Source organism: uncultured Massilia sp. (assembly GCF_913773735.1).
Lineage (GTDB): Bacteria > Pseudomonadota > Gammaproteobacteria > Burkholderiales > Burkholderiaceae_D > Telluria.
The window spans coordinates 73,362-96,615 of sequence record NZ_CAJYEB010000010.1 but is presented as its reverse complement, the minus strand read 5'-3'; the positions used below and the strand labels follow the sequence as shown (position 1 = coordinate 96,615).

Below are 23,254 nucleotides of genomic sequence, written 5' to 3'. Positions count from 1 at the left end.
ACCGAGTTCAACAGGATGGGGACGCACGCGCTGCGGGCCTCACGCCGTGGCGGCCTCGAACCGGGCCAGCAAGTCCAGCAGCTGCGGCAGGCGCGCGCGCACCGCATCCAGGCGGCCGGCGTCGGCCTGCGCCTCCAGTTCGCCGCACAGGAGGTGCAGTTCGGTCTCGTCGAGATAGCCGGCGCTGCCGCGCAGCCCGTGCAGCAGGCGCCCCGCCGCCTCGTGGTCCGACGCTTGCAGCGCCGCGTCCAGCTCGGCGCGCCGGCGCGGCAGGTCGGCCAGGAAGGTCTGGCGCAGCCTGGCCTTGAGGTCGGTGGCGCGCCGGCCCGCGTTCTGGGCGGCGGCCACGGCCAGCGGCGGCGGCCCGGTGAGCACGCCGAACATGGCGTCCAGGTCGGCCGTCGACGGCGCCGTCCGCGCCGCCGGCAGCGGCATCGGCGCCAGCTGGATGCCGCGCTGCAGCTGGCGCTCGATGGCGCGCGTCAGGTGGTAATGCAGCTGGGTGTCGTCGATCGGCTTGGTCAGGAAGGCGTCCATGCCGCAGGCCAGGTAGCGGTTGCGGTCTTCCTCGCTGACGTTGGCCGTCAGCGCCACGATCATCAGGTGCTGGTCGAGCACCGGCGCCCCCAGCGGGCCGCCGGCGCGGATCAGGCGCGTGGCGGTGGCGCCGTCCATCTCGGGCATGCGCCCGTCCATCAGGATCAGGTCGTAGCGCGTGCGCGCGCACGCCGCCACCGCCAGCGCGCCGTTCTCGACCACGTCGCACTGGTGGCCCAGTTCCTCCAGCAGCATGCGCACGATGATCTGGTTGGTCGGGTAGTCTTCCGCGCACAGCACGCGCAGGCGGTGCGTGTGCGGCTGGCGCGGCTGGTCGGCCACCATCGGGGGCGCCACGCCGTCGGCCAGCGGCAGCACGAAGCTGAAGGTCGAGCCCGTGCCCGGGGTGCTGGTGGCGCCGATGCTGCCGCCCATCAGCTCGACGAGCTGGCGGCAGATCGCCAGCCCCAGGCCGGTGCCGCCGTAGCGCCGCGTGGTGGTGGCGTCGGCCTGCTCGAACTTCTGGAACAGGCGCGGCAGCGCGTCGGCCGGGATGCCGATGCCGGTGTCCTCGACCGAGAAGCGGATCATGTTGCGGCGCCCGGCGTCGACCTGGTCCTCGGGACGGCGCTCGACGCGCACCGTGACCGTGCCGCTCTCGGTGAACTTGAAGGCGTTGCCGACCAGGTTGACGAGGATCTGGCGCAGGCGCGTCGGGTCGCCCACCACGAAGCGCGGCAGGTGCGGGTCCAGGTGCACGGCGAAGCCGACGCTGTGCGCGCCGGCCTGCTCCTCGAACAGCGTGACCACGTGCTCGATCGCGCCGTCCAGCGCGAAATCGATGTTCTCGATGGTGAGCTTGCCCGCCTCGATCTTGGAAAAGTCGAGCAGGTCGTTGATGATCGCCAGCAGCGACTGCGCATTCGCCTGGCCGCGCAGGATCTGCTCGCGCGTCGCGTCGCGCAGCGTGCCGTCGCGCAGCGCGAAGCCGAGCATGCCGATCACGCCGGCCAGCGGCGTGCGCATCTCGTGGCTCATGTTGGCCAGGAACTCGGACTTCTGGCGCGTGGCGTCCTCGGCGCGCTGCTTGGCCTGGTACAGCCTTTCCTCGTTTTCCTGCAGCGCGGCGTTGGCCAGCGCCAGCTCGTCGGTGCGGCGCCGGACCTGGCGCTGCTGCTCGCGCAATTCCTCGGTCTGGCACTCCAGCAGCCGGTTCTGCTGCTCGATCTTCTCGGTGCGCACGCCGACCTGCTGCTCCAGCTGTTCCTTCTGGCGGCTCAGGTTGTCCACCCGCACGCGGTAGATCGCGTAGCCCAGGCCGACCACGAACATGGCGCACAGGCCGCGGAACCACCAGGTCTTCCAGTACGGCGGCAGCACCGTGATCTCCAGGCTGGCGGCCGCGTCGCTCCAGACGCCGTCCTTGTTGGCGGCGCGCACCTGGAAGGTGTAGCTGCCCGGATCGAGGTTGGTATAGGTGGCGAAGCGCTTGCCGGCGTCGACGCCGATCCAGTCCTGGTCGAAGCCGACCAGCCGGTAGGCGAAGCGGTTGCGGCCCGGCGCGGCGAAGTGCAGCGCCGAGAATTCCAGCGAGAACACGGAATCCTCCGCCGGCAGCGTGATGCCGGACAGGCGCTCGATCGGCCCCGGCAGCAGGCCCGGTCGGATTTCCTGGGCCGGCTGGCCGAAGATCTGCAGGCCCGTGATCACGGCGCGCGGCGCGATCAGGTTGTCGTGCAGCGCGCGCGGATTGAACGCCGTGATGCCGTTGTTGCCGCCGAAGTAGAGCGTGCCGTCCGCGCCGCGCAGCGCCGAGGCGTCGAAATAGGCGCCCTCGATGGTGCCGTCGGCCGAGTTGTAGTTGCGCCAGCCGCCGCTGACCGGATCGAGCCGGTGCAGGCCGCTCGAGCTGCTGACCCAGATGTAGCCGTCCAGGTCTTCCAGCATCGCCGCGACCACGTCGTCGGCCATGCCGTCGCGCGCCGTGTAGCGCTGGAAGCGCGGCGTACCGTCCGCCCCGATCACCATCTTGTTCAGGCCCACCGCCGTGCCCACCCACAGCGTGCCGCGGTGGTCCTCGAGCAGGTAGTGCACTTCGTCGTGGCTGATGCTGGCCGGGTCGAGCGGATTGTGGCGGAAGTGGCGGAACTTCCCGGTGGCGCGGTCGAGCAGGTCGAGGCCGTCGAAGGTGCCGACCCAGAAGCGGCCCTGGCGGTCTTCCAGCATCGGCCGCGCGATGTTGTCGGCCAGGCTCGAACTGGACGCCGGATCGTGGCGCCAGGTGCTCAGCTTGTCGGTCCGGGGATCGAGCCGGTGCAGGCCGCCGCGGCTGGCGATCCACAGCATGCCGTCGCGCGTGACCAGCAGGTTGCGCACGTTGTTGGCGTCGACGTCGCCCTCGCGCGACAGCAGGCGGCGCGAGATCTTCCCGCTGCGCGGGTCGAGCCGCGCCAGGCCGTTGCGCGCGCCGACCCAGACCGTGCCGTCGTGGCCCACCGCCGCGGCGGTGGCCATGACGTCGCCGGACATGCCGTTGCTCACCGGCGCCAGGCGGTAGCTGCGGTCGTCGCCGCTGGCCGGATCGAAACGGTGCAGGCCGCCGTTGGTGGCCAGCCACAGCTTGCCGCCGCCGGCGTCGACGATGCCGCGCACCTTGTTGTCTTCCAGCGAAAGCGGCGAATCGGCCCCGCGCACGATGCGCGCGAAGCCGCCGCTGCCCATGTCGGCGCGCGACACGCCGCCGTACCAGGTGCCGACCCAGAAGGTGCCGACGCGGTCGCCGTACAGGGCCGAGACCTGGTTGTCGCCCAGGCTGTAGTTGTCGGTGATGCGGTGCGGGTGGTTCTCGAAGCGCCCCTGCTCGGGCAGCCAGCGGTACAGGCCGCGGTCGTGCGAGCCGACCCACACCTGGCGCTCGGCATCCTGGTACAGCACGCTGATCTCGCCCGACGGCATCTCCTCGGCCGGGCCGAAGCGGCGCAACTCGCCCTTCTGCCCCAGCGGCAGGCGCTCCAGCCCGCCCATGCTGCCGACCCACAACCGGTTGCCGGCATCGACCAGCAGCGCCTGGATCACGTCGGACTTGCCGCCCTGCGCCGACGGGTGATGGCGGAAGTGCATCAGGTCCGGATCGAGGCTGTCCAGGCCGGCCGAGGTGCCGATCCACAGGCGCCCGTCGTGCCCCAGCGCCAGCGCGTTGACCTTGTCCGAGGCCAGGCTGTCGGCCACGCCCGGCACGTGGTGCCAGATCGCGAAGCGCCCGCTGGCGATGTCGAAATGCTGCAGGCCGTCGGCCGTCGCCAGCCACAGCCCGTCCTTGCCGTCGTCGAGGATGGCGCGGATGTGGCGGTTGCCGTTGCCGCGCTTGGCCGGTTCGTCGGGCAGGAAATGGGTGAAGGTGCCGGTGCTGGGTTCATAGCGGTCGAGACCGCCGTCGGTGCCGATCCACAGCCGCCCCTTGCGGTCGACGTAGAGCACGCGCACCCAGTTGTTGACGAGGGTCTTCGGATCGCCCACCGTGTTGCGGTAGTTGGTGAAGCGGTAGCCGTCGTAGCGCGACAGGCCGGACTGGGTGCCGAACCACATGAAGCCGTCCGGGTCCTGGACGATGGCGAGCACCGATTCCTGGCCCAGGCCATCCTCGACGGACAGGTGTTCGAAGCGCAGCGTCGGGCTCGGCGCGGTGGCGGCCCGCGCCGGCGCGCCGGCGACGAGCGCCAGCAGCGCCAGCGCGACGGTAAAAGCCAGCGCCAGCGCGAACGCGCGCGCCGGCGCGCGCCACGCGGCGGCCGCCCTCCCCGTCATGCGCGCGATCGGGGCCGCGCACGGGACGCCGCCGAGGGCCGGCATCCGATTCGATTCAATATCCACGCGGCAAGATTATCAAACTCCACCGCGCTTGCGTCGAATAATTAGCTTTTAGTCAAAGATAACGGCGCGTTTTAGTCGCCTTTTGCCACACCCTCGCGGCGCGGGTCGGCGCCGCCGAACCACAGCGGCACGCCGTGCACCTCGATGCGCTCGATGCCCTGCAGGCCAGAGGTCTGGTCGAAGACGCGCACCACGTGGCCGCGCGCCTTCAGCTGCGCGATCTCGGCGGCCGGGAAGCGCCCGGTCTCCAGCTCGGTCGGGCCGTTGCGGCTGCCGAAGTTGGGCAGCGCGATCGCCTGCTGCATGTTCAGGCCCCAGTCGAGCGTGCCGACCAGCACCTTGGCCACGTAGTTGATGATCAGCGGGCCGCCGGGCGAGCCGACCGCCAGCACCAGCCTGCCGGTCTTCCTGTCGAACACGATGGTCGGGCTCATCGCGCTGCGCGGACGCTTGCCCGGCTCGACGCGGTTGGCGATCGGGCCGTCGGCGTCGCGCGAATCGAACGAGAAGTCGGTCAGCTGGTTGTTCAGGATGAAGCCGTCGACCATCTGGCGCGAGCCGAACGCGTCCTCGACGCTGGTGGTCATCGACAGGCCGGCGCCGTACTGGTCCACGGCCACGATGTGCGAGGTCGAATGGGCCTCGATCGAATTGTCCAGGCCCCAGTTCCAGGCCATGTCCACGCCGGGCGGCTTGCCCGGCTGCGCCTTGCCCATCGAGCGGTCGTCCTTCACCAGGCTGGCGCGCCGGGCCAGGTAGCCCTTGTCCAGCAGGGCCGGCAGGCCGCGGCCCGGCAGCGGCACGAAGTCGGTGTCGGCGGCATAGCGGTCGCGGTCGGCGTAGGCCAGGCGCCCCACTTCGGAGAACACGTGGACGGCGTCGGCCGACGGCACGCCGTCGGTCGGCGCCAGCGCCTTCATGTCGCGGGTCTCGAACATGCCGAGCATCTGCGCCACCGCGATGCCGCCCGAGGACGGCGGCGGCATGCCGCAGACCGTGTACGCGCGGTAGTCGCTGCAGACCGGGTCGCGCTTCTTCGGCCGGTAGGCCGCGATGTCGGCGGCGGTGAGCAGGCCCGGATTGGTCGGATGCCCCTTCACCTTGGCCTCGATGTCGCGCGCGATGCGGCCCGTGTAGAACGCCTCGGCGCCGCCGTCGGCGATCTCGCGCAGGGTCCGCGCCAGTTCCGGGTTCTTCAGCAGGTGCCCGACCGGCCAGGGCTTGCCGTCCGGGCCGTAGAAATAGGCGCGCGCGGTCGGATCCTTGCCGATGTACTTGTCGCCGGCCAGCAGGCTGTTCAGGCGCGGGCTGACCCGGAAGCCCTGTTCCGACAGGCGGATGGCCGGCCCGAACAGCGTCTTCCACGGCAGCTTGCCGTGTTCCTTCTGGGCCAGCGCCAGCATGCGCAGCACGCCCGGCGCGCCGGTCGAGCGGCCGCCGACGATGCCTTCGGCGCGCGACAGCGGCGTGCCGTCGGCATGCTGGAACAGGTGCTCGTCCGCCTTCGACGGCGCCGTCTCGCGGCCGTCGTAGGCCTGCGTGGTCTTGCCGTCGTAGTAGACCAGGAAGGCGCCGCCGCCGATGCCCGAGGATTGCGGCTCGACCAGGGTCAGCACCAGCTGGGTGGCGATGGCGGCGTCGATCGCCGTGCCGCCCTGCCTGAGCATCTCGTAGCCGGCCTCGACCGCCAGCGGATTGGCGGCGGCCACCATGTACTTGCGCGCGGGCCAGCCGGCCTTGTCCTGGTAGCCGCTGGCCGCCTCGGGCTGCTGCTGCAGCGCCTGGCTGGCGACGCGCGCCGGGGCGGCGTCCTGGGCGTGGGCGGCGCCGGCAAAGGCGAACGCGGCGAACAGCGCCGGCAGGGTCAGGGAAAGGGAGGCGCGGGCGGGCGGCGTGGACGTCATGGGTGGTCTCCGATAAATACGGCGCGCGGACTGGGCCGCGCGCCAGGTAGCAACGGAGCATCGTACAGCAAATCGCCAAGACATTCACAGAAGGAATGTTTTGCGAGATCGTGGTGCGGTGTGCGTGAAGATGGTGCGGCGCGGGGCCCGCCGACGCCGTGCGGCGGCGGCCCGGCCCTTACTTCGGCTGCATCCGGATCGCGCCGTCGAGGCGGATCGTCTCGCCGTTGAGCATCACGTTCTCGATGATGGCCCTGGCCAGGTGCGCATACTCGTGCGGCATGCCCAGGCGCGGCGGGAACGGCACCATCTTGCCGAGCGAATCGCGCACTTCCTGCGGCATGCCCATCAGCATCGGCGTCTCGAAGATGCCCGGGGCGATCGTCATCACGCGGATGCCGCTGCGCGACAGGTCGCGCGCCATCGGCAGCGTCATGCCGGCCACGCCCGCCTTCGAGGCGGCGTAGGCGGCCTGGCCGATCTGGCCGTCGAACGCCGCGACCGAGGCGGTGTTGACGATCACGCCGCGCTCGCCGTGCTCGAGCGGCTCCTGGCGGCCCATGGCGTCGGCCGCCAGGCGGCACATATTGAAGGTGCCGACCAGGTTGATGTCGATGGCGCGGCGGAACTGCTCGAGCGGGTGCGGACCGTCCTTGCCGACGGTCTTGACGGCCGGCGCGACGCCGGCGCAATTGACCAGGCCGCGCAGGCGGCCCAGCGCCAGCGCCGCCGCGACGACGGCCTGGCCGTCGGCTTCGGCGGTCACGTCGCACTTGACGAAGCGGGCCACGGCGCCCAGCTCGTCCGCCAGCGCCTGGCCGGCTTCCTGCTGCACGTCGGCCAGCACGACCTTGCCGCCGGCGGCCACGAGGGTCCGCGCGGTGGCGGCGCCCAGGCCGGAGGCGCCGCCCGTCACGATGAATACATTGTCCTGGATCTGCATGTCCTGGTGTCTCCCGATGGTTGTACGCTTATTGACGTTAACGTTAACGTCAACCCGCGGATTGTAACCAATTCCGGGGCGTCCCGGCCAGCGTCACAGGCACTGGACCGTGCTCGTGCCGCGCGTGCACAGGCGTCCGCCGCTGCCGATCACGGCGGGGCCGCTGCCGCTGTAGCTGTTGCCGGCCGCGTCGGTGCAGAAACCGCCCTGGCAGCCGACGATGGCGGAGGAAGTGGGCGACGGCGGTTGCGGCGCGGGCGCCGGGGCCGGGACGGGGACCAGGCCGTGGATCGCCGCCGTGCCTGCCGCGCTTCCAGCCACGCTTCCTGCCGCGCTTCCTGCCGCGCTTCCAGCCATATCGCCGGGCCGGCCCGGCGGCCGCGGCGCCAGCGGACCGGGCGGCTGCGGCGACGCGTGGCGGCGCGCTTGCGGCTGTCCCTGCCGGCCCGGCTGCCGCTGCCCGTCCGCCGGCGGCGGCGCCTGGCGCGTCAGCGTATCGGTCTCGTCGTGCACCTCGGCCGGGTCCTTGCGGACGGCGTCCTGCCCCTGGCGGCCGCGCGGATCGAGCACCGGCCCGTAGCTGGGCGCCAGCGGCGTCTTGCGCGCCCCGGCGGCCGGCGCCGGGCGCGGCGCGCCGTCCAGCGTGCCGGCTTCGTCGGCGACGGCGGCCTCGCGCCTGGCGCGCTCGTCCCGCGCGGCCTGGTCCTGGCCCTGCGCCCGCTGCTGGACCTGCGCCTGCGCCTGCGCGCCCTGCCCTGCCAGCGCGATCGCCAGCGCGACGGCCGCCCGCATCCCTGTCTGTCCCATGGTCGCCTCCCGAGTTCGTGATGGCATTATCGGCTGCGCGGCGGGGCGTCGGCGCACGTCAAGTTATTGTCAGCTTCGTTGCGTAAGGTATGCTGGGCGGGCTCCGCTCCGGCATGGACGCGGGGCGCGCAGCGCAGCGACCACACGACATGGCGCCACCGAGACGCTCGGCAGGCGCCGGCGACAGGAGACGACCATGCAGACGATGCAGGAGCTGTACCGGGCGAAGCGCACCAGCGCCTTCGATGCCCTCGACCACTTGCGCAACGGGGACATGATCATCGTCCCCACCGGCGTCGGCGAACCACCGACGCTGCTGCAAGCCTTGTCCGAGCAATGCCACAGGTTTTCCGACATCCAGGTGGCGCAGATCCTGGCCATGCGCAAGTACGGCTATTTCGAGCGCGCCTGCCGGCCGCACGTGCGCCACGCCGCGCTGTTCTTCGGCGGCGCCTCGCGCGCCGGCGGCCAGGGCGGCTGGTGCGACTTCATTCCGAACTATTTTTCCGAGATCCCGACGCTGATCGAGCGCGGCCTGATGCCGGCCGACGTCGTGTTCGCGATGGCGTCGCCGATGAGCCCGTCCGGCCACTTCGCGCTGAGCCTGGGCACCGACTACACGATGGCGGCCGTCGCCAGGGCGCGCGCCGTCGTGCTGGAAGTGAATCCGCACGTGCCCTTCACCCACGGCCAGTGCCACGTGCACGTGTCGCAGGTGACGGCGCTGGTGGAAAGCGACGATCCGATCCTCGAGGTCGGCCTGCCGAAGATCGGTCCGGTGCAGGAAGCGATCGGCCGCCTGGTGGCGGAGCACATCGAGGACGGTTCGACGCTGCAGATCGGCTACGGCGGGATCCCGGACGCGGTGGTGATGCAGCTGACCGGAAAACGCGACCTCGGCATCCACACCGAGATGATCGGCGACGGCATCCTGACCCTGGTGGAAGCGGGCGCGGTCACCAATCGCCGCAAGACCCTGTTGCCGGGCAAGATGGTGGCGACGTTCGCGCTCGGCTCGCGCCGGCTGTACGACTTCATGCACCAGAATCCGATGCTCGAGATGCACCCGTCGAGCTTCACCAACGATCCCTACATCGCCGGGCAGAACGACAGGCTGGTGACGATCAACGCCAGCCTGCAGGTGGACCTGCTGGGCCAGTGCGGCAGCGAGAGCATCGGCCACCTGCCCTATTCCGGCACCGGCGGCCAGGTCGATTTCGTGCGCGCGGCGAACCGCTCGCGCGGGGGCAAGTCCTTCATCGTGCTGCCGTCGACCGCCAAGGACGGCAGCATCTCGCGCATCGTGCCGACGCTCTCGCCGGGCACCCACGCCACCACCAGCAAGAACGACGTCAACTACGTCGTCACCGAGTGGGGCGTGGCCCAGCTGCGCGGCAAGTCGGCCAGGCAGCGCGCCCAGGCGCTGATCGCCATCGCCCATCCGGATTTCCGGCCCTGGCTGCGCGAGGAGGCGGACCGGATGTGCGTGTTCTCGGCCTGAGCGGGCCGGGGCGCCCTGGCGCACGCGCGAATGACATCGCCCCCGGGCGGGCATGCCGCGCGCGGGCGATGTCGTGGCGGCCCGGCGCTACCCGGGCCGGCAGGGGCGGCGGCGGTTCAGGCCTGCGCCGCGCCGCCGTTGCGTACCGGATTGCCGGCGGTGCCGTACACCAGCAGCGCGCGGCGCAGTTCGCTCGGATCGTCGGTCTCGGCGCCGGACTGCGGCGCCGCCACCTGGGCCCGGGCCTGGTCCGGGGCGGGTTCGGCAACGGGGTTGCGGGCGGCCTGGCCCGCGGCTTCGTCGTGGTAGGACATGGTGCTTCTCCATTTGGTTGGTAACAGGGCGCGGCAGGCTGCCGTGCGGGCAGCGGCCGCTGATGGGGTAAATGTAACCCAGTTGTCACCGTCGCGTCGCCCGGGGGTTGGTTTTTCGCCACCATTTTTGCCGGGCCGAACCATACGGCGGCGATCGCGCCGGCATGCCATCATGGACGCTCCGGCGCGGCGCGGTCCGCGCCTTCCACGAAAGGAGAATCCATGCAGAGCGTCGACGAGATCGGCAAGGACGAACACGTGCGCGGCCCGCAGGACGCGGCGCTGACGCTGGTCGAATACGGCGATTTCCAGTGTCCTTACTGCGCCCGCGCCCACCTGGCGCTGCGCGCGCTGGCGCCGCAAGTGGGCGGGATCCGCCTGGTGTTCCGCCACCTGCCCCTGACCGACTTCCATCCGCTGGCCGGCCCCGCGGCGGAAGCGGCCGAGGCGGCCGGCGCCCAGGGCAAGTTCTGGGAGATGCACGATGCGCTGTTCGAGCGCCAGCACGAGATGATGGACGAGGAGGACCTGGCGCTGCTGGCGCAAAGCCTGGACCTCGACGTCGCGCGCCTGCGCGCCGACATGCTCGACGGGCGCCACCGCGAGCGCGTGCAGGCCGACCTGGCGCGGGCGCGCAAGGACGGGGCGCAGCGCACGCCGAGCTTCTTCATCAATGGCCGGGCCTACCATGGCGATTCCGACCTTGCATCGCTCGAGACGGCGCTGAACGAAGCGCTCGGGAAGACCGGTTGAGCCGGGTTCACCCGAACAGCCCCGTAGGGTGGACGGGTCGCCCGTCCACGCGTTCGACGCAGGCATGCCACCCGCACATCAAGACGACGTTGGACGAACCGGCACCTGCGCGCCGCCCGTCCAGCTTACGCCGCTGGGACGCGTGGACGGCGGCGCCGTCCATCCTGCCGCCGCAGGCGCGGCCTGCAGCGCCTGCGGCGCGGACACGGCCAGCCAGCCGCCCGCCGGCAGCAGCGGCACCAGCAGCAGCGCCACGATGTTGATGATCTTGATCAAGGGGTTCACGGCCGGGCCGGCCGTGTCCTTGTACGGGTCGCCGACCGTGTCGCCCGTCACCGCCGCCTTGTGCGCCTCCGATCCCTTGCCGCCGAACTGGCCGTCCTCGATGTATTTCTTGGCATTGTCCCAGGCGCCGCCGCCCGTGGTCATGGAGATCGCGACGAACAGGCCGGTGACGATCGTCCCCATCAGCATGCCGCCCAGCGCGGCCGGGCCGAGCAGCATGCCGACGGCGACCGGCATCAGCACCGGCAGCAGCGAAGGCAGGATCATCTCGCGGATGGCGGACGCCGTCAGCAGGTCGACGGCGCGGTCGTACTCGGGGCGGCCGGCGCCCGTCATGATGCCGGCGATGTCGCGGAACTGGCGCCGCACCTCGACCACGACGGCGCCGGCCGCGCGCCCCACCGCCTCCATCGCCAGCGCCCCGAACAGGTAGGGCACGAGGCCGCCGACGAACAGGCCGACGATCACCATCGGGTTCGACAGCGCGAACTCGGTGCGGATACCGGCCGCGTCCAGCGCGTGGGTGTAGTCGGCGAACAGCACCAGCGCGGCCAGCCCCGCCGAGCCGATCGCATAGCCCTTGGTGACGGCCTTGGTGGTGTTGCCGACGGCGTCCAGCGGGTCGGTGACGGCGCGCACGCCGTCCGGCATGCCGCTCATCTCGGCGATGCCGCCGGCGTTGTCGGTGATGGGGCCGTAGGCGTCGAGGGCGACGATGATGCCGGCCATCGACAGCATCGCCGTGGCGGCGATGGCGAGGCCGTACAGTCCGCCCATGCGATAGGCCAGCAGGATCGCCGCGCACACCACCAGCACCGGGTACGCCGTCGACTTCATGGACACCCCCAGGCCGGCGATGACGTTGGTGCCGTGGCCGGTGGTGGACGCCGCGGCGATGTGGCGCACCGGCGCGAACTGGGTGCCCGTGTAGTACTCGGTGATATAGACCATCAGCGCCGTGAGCACGATGCCGACGGCGGCGCAGCCCAGCATGCGCCAGCGCATCGCGTCGTCCGGCCAGGCCAGCCAGGTGACGACGGCGAAGCCCAGCAGCGACAGCCCGGCCGACCACCACAACCCGGTGTACAGCGCCGCCATGATCTTGCGCCCGGGCCGCGCCCGCACCAGCGCGCAGCCGGCGATGGAGGCGATGATGGCCACGCCGCCCAGCAGCAGCGGGTAGGCGGTGGCCGCGCCGGCGGCGCCGGGCACGACGAGCGCGCCCAGCAGCATGGTGGCGACGAGGGTCACGACGTAGGTCTCGAACAGGTCGGCCGCCATGCCGGCGCAGTCGCCGACGTTGTCGCCCACGTTGTCGGCGATGACGGCGGGATTGCGCGGGTCGTCCTCGGGGATGCCGGCCTCGACCTTTCCGACGAGGTCGGCGCCGACGTCGGCGCCCTTGGTGAAGATGCCGCCGCCCAGGCGCGCGAAGATCGAGATCAGGGAGGCGCCGAAGGCCAGGCCCACCAGCGGCTGCAGCGTCGCGTGCATGGCGCGCCCCGGGGCGGCGCCGGCCAGCAGGATCCCGTAGGACGCGGCGACGCCCAGCAGGCCCAGCCCCACCACCAGCATGCCGGTGATGGCGCCGCCGCGGAAGGCGACGTGCAGGGCCTCGGCCAGCCCGCGCGAGGCGGCCTGGGCGGTGCGGACGTTGGCCCGCACCGACACGTTCATGCCGATGAAGCCGCAGGCGCCGGACAGCAGCGCGCCCGCCAGGAAGCCGGCCGCGGTGGCGCCGCCGAGCAGCAGCCAGATGGCGGCGCAGAGGACGAGGCCGACGAGGGCGATGGACCGGTACTGGCGCGCCAGGTAGGCCGCGGCCCCCTGCTGGATGGCCAGCGCGATTTCCTGCATGCGCACGCTGCCCGGATCCTGCTGCAGGACCCAGTTGCGCGACCACAGGCCGTAGACGACGGCGATGACGCCGCACGCGACGGCGAAGATGAGCTGCGGGGATGCCATGGCGCCTCCTCGTTTCCGATCATTCCCACACCAGTTGGAAGGGCCGCCGTATCTGCGCGGCGGCCCGCCTTGCTGCATGCTGCCGAAATCGACCTGAAACCGGACGGAGGGCGTGGAGGCGCCCGGCGCCGCGGGACGGTGGAACGCCGTCCCGGAAGGGAGTTACTCCGCCAGCGCCGCGAAGGCGGCGTCGCGGACCTGCTCGACCGGGCCCACGCCCGAGATCTTGCGGTACTTCGGCGCGCCCGGCAGGCCGGACTCGGCCCACTTGCCGTAGTAGCCGAGCAGCACTTCGGTCTGGTTGTGGTAGACGGCCAGGCGCTTCTTGACGGTCTCTTCCTGGTCGTCGTCGCGCTGCACCAGCGGCTCGCCGGTGACGTCGTCCACGCCCTCGACCTTCGGCGGGTTGAACTTGACGTGGTAGACGCGGCCCGAGGCCGGGTGGCTGCGGCGGCCGCTCATGCGCTCGACGATCATCTCGTCGGGCACGTCGATTTCCAGCACGTAGTCGATGGCGACGCCGCTGTCCTTCATGGCGTCGGCCTGCGCGATGGTGCGCGGGAAGCCGTCGAACAGGTAGCCGTTGGCGCAGTCCGCATCCTTCAGGCGCTCCTTCACGAGGCCGATGATGATGTCGTCAGAAACCAGCTGGCCCGCATCCATCACTTTTTTCGCCGCCAGGCCCAGCTCGGTGCCGGCCTTGATCGCCGCGCGCAGCATGTCGCCGGTGGAGATCTGGGGAATGTTGTACTTGTCTTTGATGAAGTTGGCCTGGGTGCCTTTACCGGCGCCAGGGGCTCCTAACAGAATGAGACGCATGAAGGATTCCTAATAGTTTTGAAGACGGCCGCCGCATACTGCCTGCGACGGCCGGGATTGATGCATATTTGACTAAATCTGGATACGAAACTTACCACAAAAACAGCATCCAACGCCACTGGGCGGCGGCGATCGACCAGACTGTTGACCTCGCGCAGACCGGGCGTGGAGCTATTTCCGCAAAGATCAAGACGCGTAGTAAAGTTGTACGCGCGCCAGGTCTTCCGGGGTATCGACGCCGGCATGCGGCGCCCGTTCCGTCACGTGCACGGCGATGGGATGGCCATGCCACAGCACGCGCAGCTGTTCCAGCGCTTCGATCGATTCCAGCGGCGACGCTTCCAGCTGCGGGTAGCGCTGCAGGAAGTCGTTGCGGTAGGCGTACAGGCCGATGTGGCGCAGCGGTACGTAGCCGGGCGGCAGGGACGCGCGGTCCTGCGCGAAGCCGTCGCGGTGCCAGGGGATGGTGGCGCGCGAAAAATACAGCGCCCTGCCCGCCTTGTCGAGCACGACCTTGACCACGTTCGGGTTGAACGCGTCGGCGGCGTCGGCCAGCGGATGGGCGCAGGTGGCCATCGGCACGTCGGTCCCGACGTGCGCGGCGCAGGCCGACAGCAGGGCCGGATCGATCAGCGGCTCGTCGCCCTGCAGGTTGACCACGACGGCATCCGCCGCCAGCCCGAGCGCGCGCGCCACCTCGGCGATGCGGTCGGTGCCGGACGGGTGGTCGGCGCGGGTCATGCAGGCGTCGATGCCGTGCGCGGCGCAGGCGGCGACGATGTCGGCATGGTCGGTGGCGACGACGATGCGCGCCGCGCCGGACGCGCGCGCGCGCTCGGCGACGCGCACGACCATGGGCTTGCCGCCCAGGTCGGCCAGCGGCTTGTTCGGCAGCCGGGTCGACGCCAGGCGCGCCGGGATGATGACGCTGAAGTCGGTCACGTCGCCCCTCAGACGGTCGGCTCGACCTTGCGGGCCTGGTCGGCCCACATGATCGGGATGCCGTCGCGGATCGGATAGGCCAGGCGGTCCGGGCGGCAGGTCAGCTCCTGCGCTTTCTTGTCATATTCGAGCGGTCCCTTGCACAGCGGGCAGACCAGGATATCAAGCAGTCGGGCATCCACGACATTTCTCCACGATTTTGGCGGCCAGCGCGGCATCGATCTGCGCGCCGACCGGGACGACCCACAGGCGCGGGTCGCCGTTGATGTTTTCAAGTTGCCGACATTTTACTGCATCCTTCTCCGTCACCAGGATGATCTCGGCGAGGACGGCGCGGAACGGATCGTCGCGGAAGTCGTGGTGGTCGGGCAGCGGCATCTCGGCGACCTCCAGCCCGGCCGCGCGCAGCATCGCGAAGAAGCGGCCCGGGTTGCCGATCCCGGCCGCCGCGAGGATGCGCTTGCCGCGCAGCGCCGCCAGCGGCACCCGCACGCCGGGGTCGGCCAGGCGCTCGGCGAACTCGCCCGCCAGCACCATGCGCCAGGGCGCGCCGCCGACCGCGGCCGCCAGCGCCGGCGTGACGTGCGGCGCGTTCACCACGGTGAAGTCGCGCCGGCGCGACGGCGGCTCGCGCAGCGGCCCGGCCGGCAGCGTCCAGCCGTTGCCGGTGCCGCGGCCGTCGAACAGGACGATCTCGACGTCGCGCTGCAGCGCGTAGTGCTGCAGGCCGTCGTCGGCGACCAGCACGTCGACGTCCGGATGCAGCGCCAGCAGGTACCGGCCGGCCTCGGCGCGGCGCCGCCCCACCACCACCGGACAGGCGCCGCGGGCGGCGATCAGCAGGGGTTCGTCGCCGACGTCGCCGGCGCGCGATCCGGGCAGGACTTCGCGCGGCGCGGCGCCGGCGGCCGCGCCGTGGCCGCGCGAGATCACGCCGGGACGCAGGCCCGCCGCGCGCAACTGCTGCACCAGCCAGATCGTCAGCGGGGTCTTGCCGGTACCGCCGACGAAGATATTGCCGACCACGACCACCGGCACCGGCAGGCGCTCGGAGTGCAACAGGCCGGCGCGAAACAGCGCGCGCCGCAGCGCGGCCAGCGCGCGCAACGGCAGCGCCAGTGGCAGCAGCGCCAGCGCCAGCGGCCCGCGCCGGGTCCAGGCGCGGGTGAGGGTCGATTCGAGGGAAAACGCCATGTGTCAGCCAATGACGCCGCTCCCGCGCGGGCGGGAGCGGCGGCGGTGCGCTATTTCTGTCCGCCGGTCTGCGCGGCGAAGGTCAGCTTGTCGTAGCCGGCCAGGCGCGCCGCTTCCAGCACGTTGATCACCATCTGGTGCATGGCGAACTGGTCGGCGTTGACGATCACGACCGGGTCGCGCGCCGGATTGGCCAGCGGCTGGCCGTCGGGGCCGGTGCCGGCCGCGCGCTTGAGGTCCTCGGCCAGGCCGGCCACGCCGTGGAACGAGACGGCCTGGTTGTTCACCGTGTAATTGCCCTTGGCATCGACGGTGACGTTGATCTCGAACGGCTTGTCCAGCGCCTTCTCGGCGTCGGCGGTCGGCAGCGTGATCTGCAGCTCGGTGAACTTGCTGTAGGTGGTGGACACCATGAGGAAGATCAGCACCACCAGCAGCACGTCGATGAACGGGATCAGGTTGATTTCCGGATCCTCGCGCTTGCGGCCGCGGCGGAAATCCATCATTTGCGCGCTCCGTGCACGACGTCGACGAACTTCACGGCCTGCAGTTCCATGTCGATGATGAAGCTGTCGACCAGCGCGCGGAAGTGGCGGTAGGCCACCAGCGCCGGCATCGCGATCGCCAGGCCGAAACCGGTGTTGTACAACGCCACCGAGATGCCGTGCGCGAGCTGGGCCGGATTGGTGCCGCTGGCGTTCTGGGCGCCGAAGATCTCGATCATGCCGACCACGGTTCCGAACAGGCCCATCAGCGGCGCCAGCGACGCGATCGTGCCCAGCGTCGTCAGGAAGCGTTCCAGCACGTGGGCCACGCCGCGGCCGGCTTCCTCGATCGATTCCTTCATCACGTCGCGCGGCGCGTCGACGTTGCGCAGGGCCGCGGACAGCACGGCGCCCAGCGGCGAATTCTGCTGCAGCTTGTCGACGATGTCGGGAGTCACCTTGCCGCTGCGATACACCTGGATGACTTCGTCGAGCAGCTGGCGCGGCAGGATCTTGTCGCGGCGCAGGTAGATCAGGCGTTCGATGATCAGGGCCAGGGCGATGATGGAAGCAATCAACAACAGCCAGATGGGCCAGCCGGCAGCTTGGACGATGGCGAGCAAAACGAACTCCTGGATAAGTAAAGGTCAACGAAAAGTCGACATGACAAGGGAATTGCGCAATGTAACGTGTCGGCAAGATTGCGGCAAGTAGAGTTCTTCACACATTCTGTGGATAAAAATGTGCGCAAGCCAGGGCATGGCGCCCAAGCTGTTTGATTCTTAAGGGAAATTCCTATATGCATAAAAAGGCGGCACGGCCACACTGTCATTTCTAAAAAGCAAAATTCAAGGGAACGCTGGGATGTAGTTGCCCACAATTTCTGTGGATAAATTTGTGTCCAACACCATCGATCCACGATAAGCCATTGATTTTAATGAACAAATATCCAGGGCACAAAAATCAGGCAGCATGGAGTCCGACTACAGCACCGCATCCACGCACCGCTTTCTTCACATTTTTTGTGGACAAAATTGTGCGCAAGCGCACACAACTGTGCCAAGACCCTTGATTTGTAAGGGAAAAATCAGCCTGCCCGATTTTTATGCAGCATCAAGTTTTCCACAGTGGCGGCCCGGCGCGGCTCCGTGGCGACGAATGTGCACACAAACTGTGGAAAACAATGTGCGCAAGCCTTTCGCTTGCAGGACAAGTCCTTGATTCGATGTGCATTTGCGTTTCAAGCCCGTTTTTTAGGCAGGCCGTCTGTCCGGGCCGTACCGCGGCCCGCTGTTGGCTTGGCAACACGACGCGGCGAGGGCTGCGGTATAGTACCGGCCTTGACGCCATGCCATGAATGCCGCCTGACCCGGGCTGTGCACATAAATTGTGGAAAACGATGTGAGCAAGGGCCAGGAATGGGGCCCAAGTGTTTGATTTCCATGAGAAAACAGCGTGATGCTCAAAACGGCGGCAGCAGCGACTTGTCCACTTCCTCACAGTTTCTGTGGATAAGATTGTGCGAAAGTGCCATCTCGCTGACGGAAGTCATTGATCTTTAAGGAAATTCTGTTTCTGCATCGAAATCGGGCAGTGCATTTTTCGTTAAAAATCAGGCATTTATAAAAATTACTTGTTGTTTTACCGTAGATGTAACATCGGTGGCCAGCCACCCCATTGTTGTGGACAGTTTCACCCAGCTCATCCCTATGTTCAGTCAAGACGCCGCCGATCCGGCCTATTCCGCCCCGCCCGTCCTCACCGTCACGGCCCTCAACCAGCAGGTGGCGCGCCTGCTCGAACGCTCCTTTCCGCTCGTGTGGATCGGTGGCGAGATCTCGAATTTCACGCGCGCCGCCTCGGGCCACTGGTATTTCACGCTGAAGGACGATGCCGCCCAGGTCAGGGCCGTGATGTTCCGCGGCCGCGCCCAGTTCGCCGGCTTCGTGCCGCGCGAGGGCGACAAGGTCGAGGTGCGCGCGCTCGTCACGCTGTACGGCGCGCGCGGCGACTACCAGATCAACGTCGAGGCGATCCGCCGCGCCGGCGTGGGCCAGCTCTACGAAGCCTTCCTGCGCCTGAAGGAAAAGCTCGGCGCCGAGGGCCTGTTCGACGAGGAACGCAAGCGCGCGCTGCCGCTGTTCGCGCGCACCATCGGCATCGTCACCAGCCCGCAGGCGGCGGCGCTGCGCGACGTGCTGACCGCCCTGCGCCGCCGCGCCCCGCACGTGCGCGTGGTGCTGTACCCGGCGCCGGTGCAGGGGCAAGGCGCCGCCGAGCGGATCGCCGAGGCCATCCGCACCGCGTCGCGGCGCGCCGAGGCCGACGTGCTGATCGTCTGCCGCGGCGGCGGTTCGATCGAGGACTTGTGGAGCTTCAACGAGGAAGTCGTGGCGCGCGCGATCGCCGCCAGCGCCATGCCGGTGATCGCCGGCGTCGGCCACGAGACCGACTTCACCATCGCCGACTTCGCGGCCGACCTGCGCGCGGCCACGCCGACCGCCGCCGCCGAGCTGGCCGCCACGGCGCGCGCCGACTGGCTCGCCTCGCTGCGCAGCGATGCCGGCGACCTGCGGCGGGCGATGGCGCGCACCCTGTCCGACGCCGGCCAGGGCCTGGACGGCCTGGCGCGCCGCCTGCAGAGTCCGTCGAGCCGGCTCGCCCACCAGCGCCTGACGCTGCTGGGCATGGCGAGCAGCCTGACGCATGCGGTGCGCGCGCCCGTCAATCGCCACGGCGTGCTGCTGGCCCAGCTGCAGCAGCGCTGGGCGCGCCACCGTCCGGACGTGCGCGCGCTGCGCACCCAGATCGCGTCCGAGCAGCGCCACCTGGTGGCCAGCATGGCCGGCCAACTGCGCGCGCGGCGCGAGGCGCTGCACGCACTGGCGGCCCAGCTCGAACTGTTGAATCCGCAGCGCACGCTGGAACGCGGCTATGCGATCGTCAGCAATGCGCGCGGCAAGGTGCTGACGGCGCCCGGCCAGATCAAGCCGCGCGACGTGCTGCGCCTGCGCCTGGCGCAGGGCAGCGTCGAGGTGGGCGTGGCCGGCGTGCAAGACGTTCTGGAATGATCTTTCCGGCAAGCTGGCCTGTTTGTCATGCGATATCTGCACCATTCCGGAAGAAGGTTTAGAATAACGCCCGATCTGCCAAGAAGGACTTAGTTTCCACTCACCAAAGGAACAAGACATGGAACACACCCTGCCCCCGCTCCCGTACGCCAAGGATGCACTGCAGCCGCACATCTCGGCTGAAACCCTGGAATACCACTATGGCAAGCACCACCAGGCCTACGTGACCAACCTGAACAACCTGATCAAGGGCACCGAGTTCGAGGACATGCCCCTGGAAGAGATCATCAAGAAGTCGCAAGGCGGCGTGTTCAACAACTCCGCGCAAGTGTGGAACCACACCTTCTTCTGGAACTGCATGACCCCGAACGGCGGCGGCGCGCCGACCGGCAAGGTCGCCGACCTGATCAACGCCAAGTGGGGTTCGTTCGACAAGTTCAAGGAAGAATTCCAGAAATCGGCCGTCGGCAACTTCGGTTCGGGCTGGACCTGGCTGGTGCAAAAGCCGGACGGCACCGTCGACATCGCCAACACCTCGAACGCCGGCACCCCGCTGACCACCGAGAACAAGGCCCTGCTGACCTGCGACGTCTGGGAACACGCCTACTACATCGACTACCGCAATGCCCGTCCGAAGTTCGTCGAGGCATGGTGGAACGTCGTCAACTGGGACTTCGTGAACCAGAACCTGGCGTAATCGCGCCCCCACGGCGCCGGCAACGGCGCCGCACGCAAAACGGCCCGCACGCAAGCGGGCCGTTGTCGTTGGGCGCGCCGGCGGCATCGCCGCACATGCATGCGCAATGAGGCGCAATGATGCGCAATGCTTGACATGAGCGCAACCCGGCGGCATCGTTCGCATCTCGTCCTTGCGGAGTCATCCATGACCAATGCCTTCCTGCTGGGTGCCCTGCTCGCTGGCATGACGCTTGCCCCGCTGCGCGACGCCCAGGCCGGGCCCAGGGTGATCGAGGTGCGCAACGGCATCAACAAGTTCAGGCTGGGCGACCAGCCGATGATGGCGGTGCGGGCGCACCGCGACAATTTCAATGCCCATGACGTCGACGTCGTCAGCTTCTACGCGGTCGGCAAGGGCGGCGCGGCACTGGGCGTCGTGTCGGTGTTCGGCCCGGCGCAGGGCAAGGAGACCGAGCGCTACCAGGTCACCGTCGGCGGCGGCGCCGACTGCCGCCTGCACGATTTCCGCCTGGTCGATGCGGACGGCCGCCAGCCGGCCCGCCTGGTGCTGGCCGAACGCGACTTCGGCGCTTCCTATGCGGACGCGGCGACGGTGCACTTCACCTGGTACGCGCTGGCGCGCAACACCGAGGAAGTGCCGGGCCGGCCCGCGCTGTACTTCCAGGCGGAGCGGACGGCCGACAGCCGCAAGGCGTATTGCGACGTCAACGAGGCGTTTGCCCGGGAACTGGGGCTGGGCAATGGCGGCGCCGATCTGTGACGGGCCGGTTTGTCGCGAAACTGTATCACTTTGTCGGGCTTGCCCACCAAACATGCTGCTTTGTCGATCCTCTTATAAAATGACGGGTTGAAGGAGAAAACTGCATGTATCGCGTACTGTTGGTGGAAGACGATCCGCGCCTGGCGGAACTCGTCACGGAATATTTGTCGAGCTATGAATTCTCGGTCGACCTCGTGACCCGCGGCGACGCCGCGCTGGAACACTTCAAGCAGGACGTGCCGGACATCGTCGTGCTCGACCTGATGCTGCCGGGCATGGACGGGATGGTGGTGTGCCGCCAGATCCGCGACGTCTCCGACGTGCCCATCCTGATCCTCACCGCGCGCGAAGACACCTACGACGAAGTGTCGGGCCTGGAACAGGGCGCGGACGACTTCGTCAACAAGCCGGTCCAGCCACGCGTGCTGCTGGCGCGCCTGCGCGCCCTGCTGCGCCGCACCCAGGCGCGGACCGGCAGCGACGTGCGCATGCTCGAGTTCGGCCAACTGCGCATCCTGACCAACGACCGCAGCGTGACCTGGCGCGGCCAGCCGTGCGTGCTCAGCAATACGGAATACAAGCTGCTGCTGGTGCTGGCGGAGGCATCCGGCCGGGTGCTGTCGCGCGACGAGCTGCTGAAGAAGATGCGCGGCATCGAGTTCGACGGCCTGGACCGTAGCATCGACAACTGCATCTCCAAGCTGCGCCGCAAGTTCGACGACACGCTGTCGGAAAAGATCAAGACGGTGTGGGGCGAAGGGTATCTGTTCTCGCCCTCGGCCTGGAACTGAAGCACGCCCCTCCCGCGCGGGAGGGACCTCCCCTCATTCGAACACCGGCACGATCGCCAGCGGCGCATTGTAGGTCGTGACCTGCGCGCGCTCCGCGCCGAAGCGCCAGTCGACGACCGCGAAGCCGGCGTCGGCGTCGCCCGCGAAGGCCGCGCCCTGGGTCGCGGGCAGCGCCTGCTCCTGGCCGTCGGCGCGGCGCAGGCGGGCGCCGGCCTGGTCCTTCTTGGGGAACACGAAGCGCACGCCGACGCACTGGCGCGCCTCCTGCGACGCATCCACGTAGCGGGCGAAGCCCAGCGCCTGCTGGCAGGCGCTGCGCAGGTCGGCCCCATCGTACTGGCCGTCGTGGCGCGGCGCGATCGTCACGCGCGGGCGCACGGTGAACGGCACCCCCTTGCGGTTGAGCACCAGCACCGCGTTCTCGTCGTAGGACGACTTCTGCAACGGCAGCACGGTCCGCCCGAGCGCGTCGAGCGGCAGGTTGAGCTGGGTGGTCTTGCCGGTCAGCGTCAGTTGCGCGCCGTCGCCAGGGGGACTGCGGTCGAGCGGCTGCACCTGCAACTGGCTCACCAGCAGGTTCTTCGGGCCGCCGAACTTTTCGAAGCGGACCATGGCGCGATAGGCATCCCGGTAACCCACCCACTCGCCATCGCGCAACTGCGCCGCGGCCGGGACGGCCGCCAGCAGCAGGGCGATGGGTGCGATGAGTCTACGGATGGCGCGCATCGTCAGAACCGGTAAGCGATGGCGGTCGAAACCGTCACGTTGGTGGGCCGCTCGACGAGCGGGCTGTTGCGGGCGCTGCCCAGCAGGCGCGTGGCCTGCACGTTCGACGTCAGCATCCAGGACGGCGACAGCGTCCAGTTCCAGTGCGCGCCGACGTGCGCATCCTGCAGGCCGCCGCGCGCGCTGTAGTACGGGAAGCGGCTGCGCATCGATTCCATGGTGGACACGCCGAAATAGCTGTCGTTGTAGCGACGGTTGACCACGGCGACGCCGGCCGACAGCGACACGCGGTGGTGCGCCTGCGCAAGCACGGCCAGGCGCTGCACGCCCAGCTCCAGGCGCACGCCGTCGCGCTCCTTGCCGGCGCCGGCCAGCAGGCTGCCCGTCAGGCGCCAGCGCGGGTCGAGGTAGTAGTTGGCGAAGGCGCCCGCCTGCAGGCGCGCGCCGATCTCTTCCATGCCGCCCAGGCGTTCGCCCTTCAGGAAGGTCTTGTCGATCGGGGACGGAATGAAGCCGGTCATCTCGACCACGCCGATGCCGCCGATGGTCGAACCGGCGCCGGATTCGTCGCGCCCCGGATGCACGGCCAGCAGCGGGCCGTATTCGAACACGGGATCGTCGGACAGGTGCATGCCGGCGCTCATGCCGGAAATGAACACGCCATTGCTCCATTGGACCTGCAACACCGGCAATGCCGACACCTTGCGGCTTGCCGCGCCGTCGTAGCGCGGCGCCGATTGCACGCCCAGCCCCACGTACATGTCGCGGCTGCCGTCCGGCATCGGGTTGGTGGCCGGGGTCTGTGCCCAGGCAACGCCGCAGCCGGCAGTCAACGCGAGGAAGAGAAACTTGTTCATGGTCGAGGCTGGAGATTCAGGAAGACAACAT

General features: G+C 69.3%; 20 protein-coding genes. 6 read left to right on the top strand and 14 right to left on the bottom strand.

The annotated features are described in order from the left end of the window. Positions 1-39 precede the first annotated feature (39 nt). The 4 genes from QZ749_RS03895 to QZ749_RS03880 form a co-directional block, all read right to left on the bottom strand. Entirely contained in the window at positions 40-4,386 is a 4,347-nt protein-coding gene (locus QZ749_RS03895; protein ID WP_296943465.1) for a hybrid sensor histidine kinase/response regulator, read from the bottom strand. 92 nt (positions 4,387-4,478) lie between these two features. Further along, the gene (gene ggt / locus QZ749_RS03890) at positions 4,479-6,311 is read right to left on the bottom strand and encodes a gamma-glutamyltransferase (protein WP_296943463.1); all 1,833 of its coding nucleotides are present in this window, start codon (positions 6,309-6,311) and stop codon (positions 4,479-4,481) included. 178 nt (positions 6,312-6,489) lie between these two features. Further along, positions 6,490-7,254, bottom strand: coding sequence for a 3-hydroxyacyl-CoA dehydrogenase (locus QZ749_RS03885; protein WP_296943461.1), 765 nt, complete (start codon positions 7,252-7,254; stop codon positions 6,490-6,492). Positions 7,255-7,347: 93 nt separating this feature from the next. Further along, the gene (locus tag QZ749_RS03880) at positions 7,348-8,061 is read right to left on the bottom strand and encodes a hypothetical protein (protein ID WP_296943459.1); all 714 of its coding nucleotides are present in this window, start codon (positions 8,059-8,061) and stop codon (positions 7,348-7,350) included. Between the two features lie 205 nt (positions 8,062-8,266). On the opposite strand from QZ749_RS03880, the gene QZ749_RS03875 reads away from it, so the two are divergent. Next, positions 8,267-9,562 (top strand): acetyl-CoA hydrolase/transferase family protein, encoded by a 1,296-nt coding sequence (locus tag QZ749_RS03875; protein WP_296943855.1) that lies wholly within the window; start codon positions 8,267-8,269, stop codon positions 9,560-9,562. 116 nt (positions 9,563-9,678) lie between these two features. On the opposite strand, the gene QZ749_RS03870 is transcribed toward QZ749_RS03875, so the two are convergent. Then, positions 9,679-9,876 (bottom strand): hypothetical protein, encoded by a 198-nt coding sequence (locus tag QZ749_RS03870; RefSeq protein ID WP_296943457.1) that lies wholly within the window; start codon positions 9,874-9,876, stop codon positions 9,679-9,681. A gap of 222 nt (positions 9,877-10,098) precedes the next feature. On the opposite strand from QZ749_RS03870, the gene QZ749_RS03865 reads away from it, so the two are divergent. Further along, complete coding sequence (locus tag QZ749_RS03865) at positions 10,099-10,629, top strand: thioredoxin domain-containing protein (RefSeq protein ID WP_296943454.1); 531 nt, start codon at positions 10,099-10,101, stop codon at positions 10,627-10,629. A gap of 78 nt (positions 10,630-10,707) precedes the next feature. On the opposite strand, the gene QZ749_RS03860 is transcribed toward QZ749_RS03865, so the two are convergent. The 7 genes from QZ749_RS03860 to QZ749_RS03830 all read right to left on the bottom strand — a co-directional run bounded on the left by QZ749_RS03860 (position 10,708) and on the right by QZ749_RS03830 (position 16,942). After that, positions 10,708-12,879, bottom strand: a complete 2,172-nt coding sequence (locus QZ749_RS03860; protein WP_296943452.1) for a sodium-translocating pyrophosphatase — start codon at positions 12,877-12,879, stop codon at positions 10,708-10,710. Positions 12,880-13,041: 162 nt separating this feature from the next. Further along, positions 13,042-13,698 carry an adenylate kinase gene (gene adk, locus QZ749_RS03855; protein WP_296943449.1) on the bottom strand — a complete coding sequence of 219 codons (657 nt, stop codon included), beginning with the start codon at positions 13,696-13,698 and terminating at the stop codon, positions 13,042-13,044. Positions 13,699-13,884: 186 nt separating this feature from the next. After that, complete coding sequence (gene kdsB, locus QZ749_RS03850; RefSeq protein WP_296943446.1) at positions 13,885-14,640, bottom strand: 3-deoxy-manno-octulosonate cytidylyltransferase; 756 nt, start codon at positions 14,638-14,640, stop codon at positions 13,885-13,887. An 8-nt stretch (positions 14,641-14,648) separates the two neighbouring features. Next, positions 14,649-14,822, bottom strand: a complete 174-nt coding sequence (locus QZ749_RS03845; RefSeq protein ID WP_296943443.1) for a Trm112 family protein — start codon at positions 14,820-14,822, stop codon at positions 14,649-14,651. Beyond that, complete coding sequence (gene lpxK, locus QZ749_RS03840; RefSeq protein WP_296943440.1) at positions 14,803-15,834, bottom strand: tetraacyldisaccharide 4'-kinase; 1,032 nt, start codon at positions 15,832-15,834, stop codon at positions 14,803-14,805. The genes QZ749_RS03845 and lpxK overlap by 20 nt, the downstream gene beginning before the upstream one ends. Before the next feature lie 50 nt (positions 15,835-15,884). Beyond that, positions 15,885-16,337, bottom strand: coding sequence for a biopolymer transporter ExbD (locus QZ749_RS03835; protein ID WP_296943852.1), 453 nt, complete (start codon positions 16,335-16,337; stop codon positions 15,885-15,887). Further along, a complete protein-coding gene (locus QZ749_RS03830) occupies positions 16,337-16,942 on the bottom strand; it encodes a MotA/TolQ/ExbB proton channel family protein (protein ID WP_296943437.1) in 606 nt (201 codons plus the stop codon). The genes QZ749_RS03835 and QZ749_RS03830 overlap by 1 nt, the downstream gene beginning before the upstream one ends. Positions 16,943-18,028: 1,086 nt before the next feature. Here QZ749_RS03830 and xseA point away from each other — a divergent pair. From xseA to QZ749_RS03810, 4 genes are all read left to right on the top strand, one after another. Continuing rightward, on the top strand, positions 18,029-19,390 hold the full coding sequence (xseA, locus tag QZ749_RS03825) for an exodeoxyribonuclease VII large subunit (RefSeq protein WP_296943435.1): 1,362 nt from the start codon (positions 18,029-18,031) through the stop codon (positions 19,388-19,390). 118 nt (positions 19,391-19,508) lie between these two features. Next, on the top strand, positions 19,509-20,087 hold the full coding sequence (locus QZ749_RS03820) for a superoxide dismutase (protein ID WP_296943432.1): 579 nt from the start codon (positions 19,509-19,511) through the stop codon (positions 20,085-20,087). A 186-nt stretch (positions 20,088-20,273) separates the two neighbouring features. Further along, entirely contained in the window at positions 20,274-20,849 is a 576-nt protein-coding gene (locus QZ749_RS03815) for a hypothetical protein (RefSeq protein WP_296943429.1), read from the top strand. Positions 20,850-20,953: 104 nt separating this feature from the next. Then, positions 20,954-21,640: a response regulator transcription factor gene (locus QZ749_RS03810; protein ID WP_296943427.1), complete on the top strand. Its 687-nt coding sequence runs from the start codon at positions 20,954-20,956 to the stop codon at positions 21,638-21,640. A gap of 33 nt (positions 21,641-21,673) precedes the next feature. Here QZ749_RS03810 and QZ749_RS03805 read toward each other — a convergent pair whose 3' ends face one another. Next, entirely contained in the window at positions 21,674-22,366 is a 693-nt protein-coding gene (locus QZ749_RS03805; protein ID WP_296943424.1) for a hypothetical protein, read from the bottom strand. A gap of 2 nt (positions 22,367-22,368) precedes the next feature. Then, a complete protein-coding gene (locus tag QZ749_RS03800; RefSeq protein ID WP_296943422.1) occupies positions 22,369-23,223 on the bottom strand; it encodes a MipA/OmpV family protein in 855 nt (284 codons plus the stop codon). Between the last annotated feature and the right edge of the window lie 31 nt (positions 23,224-23,254).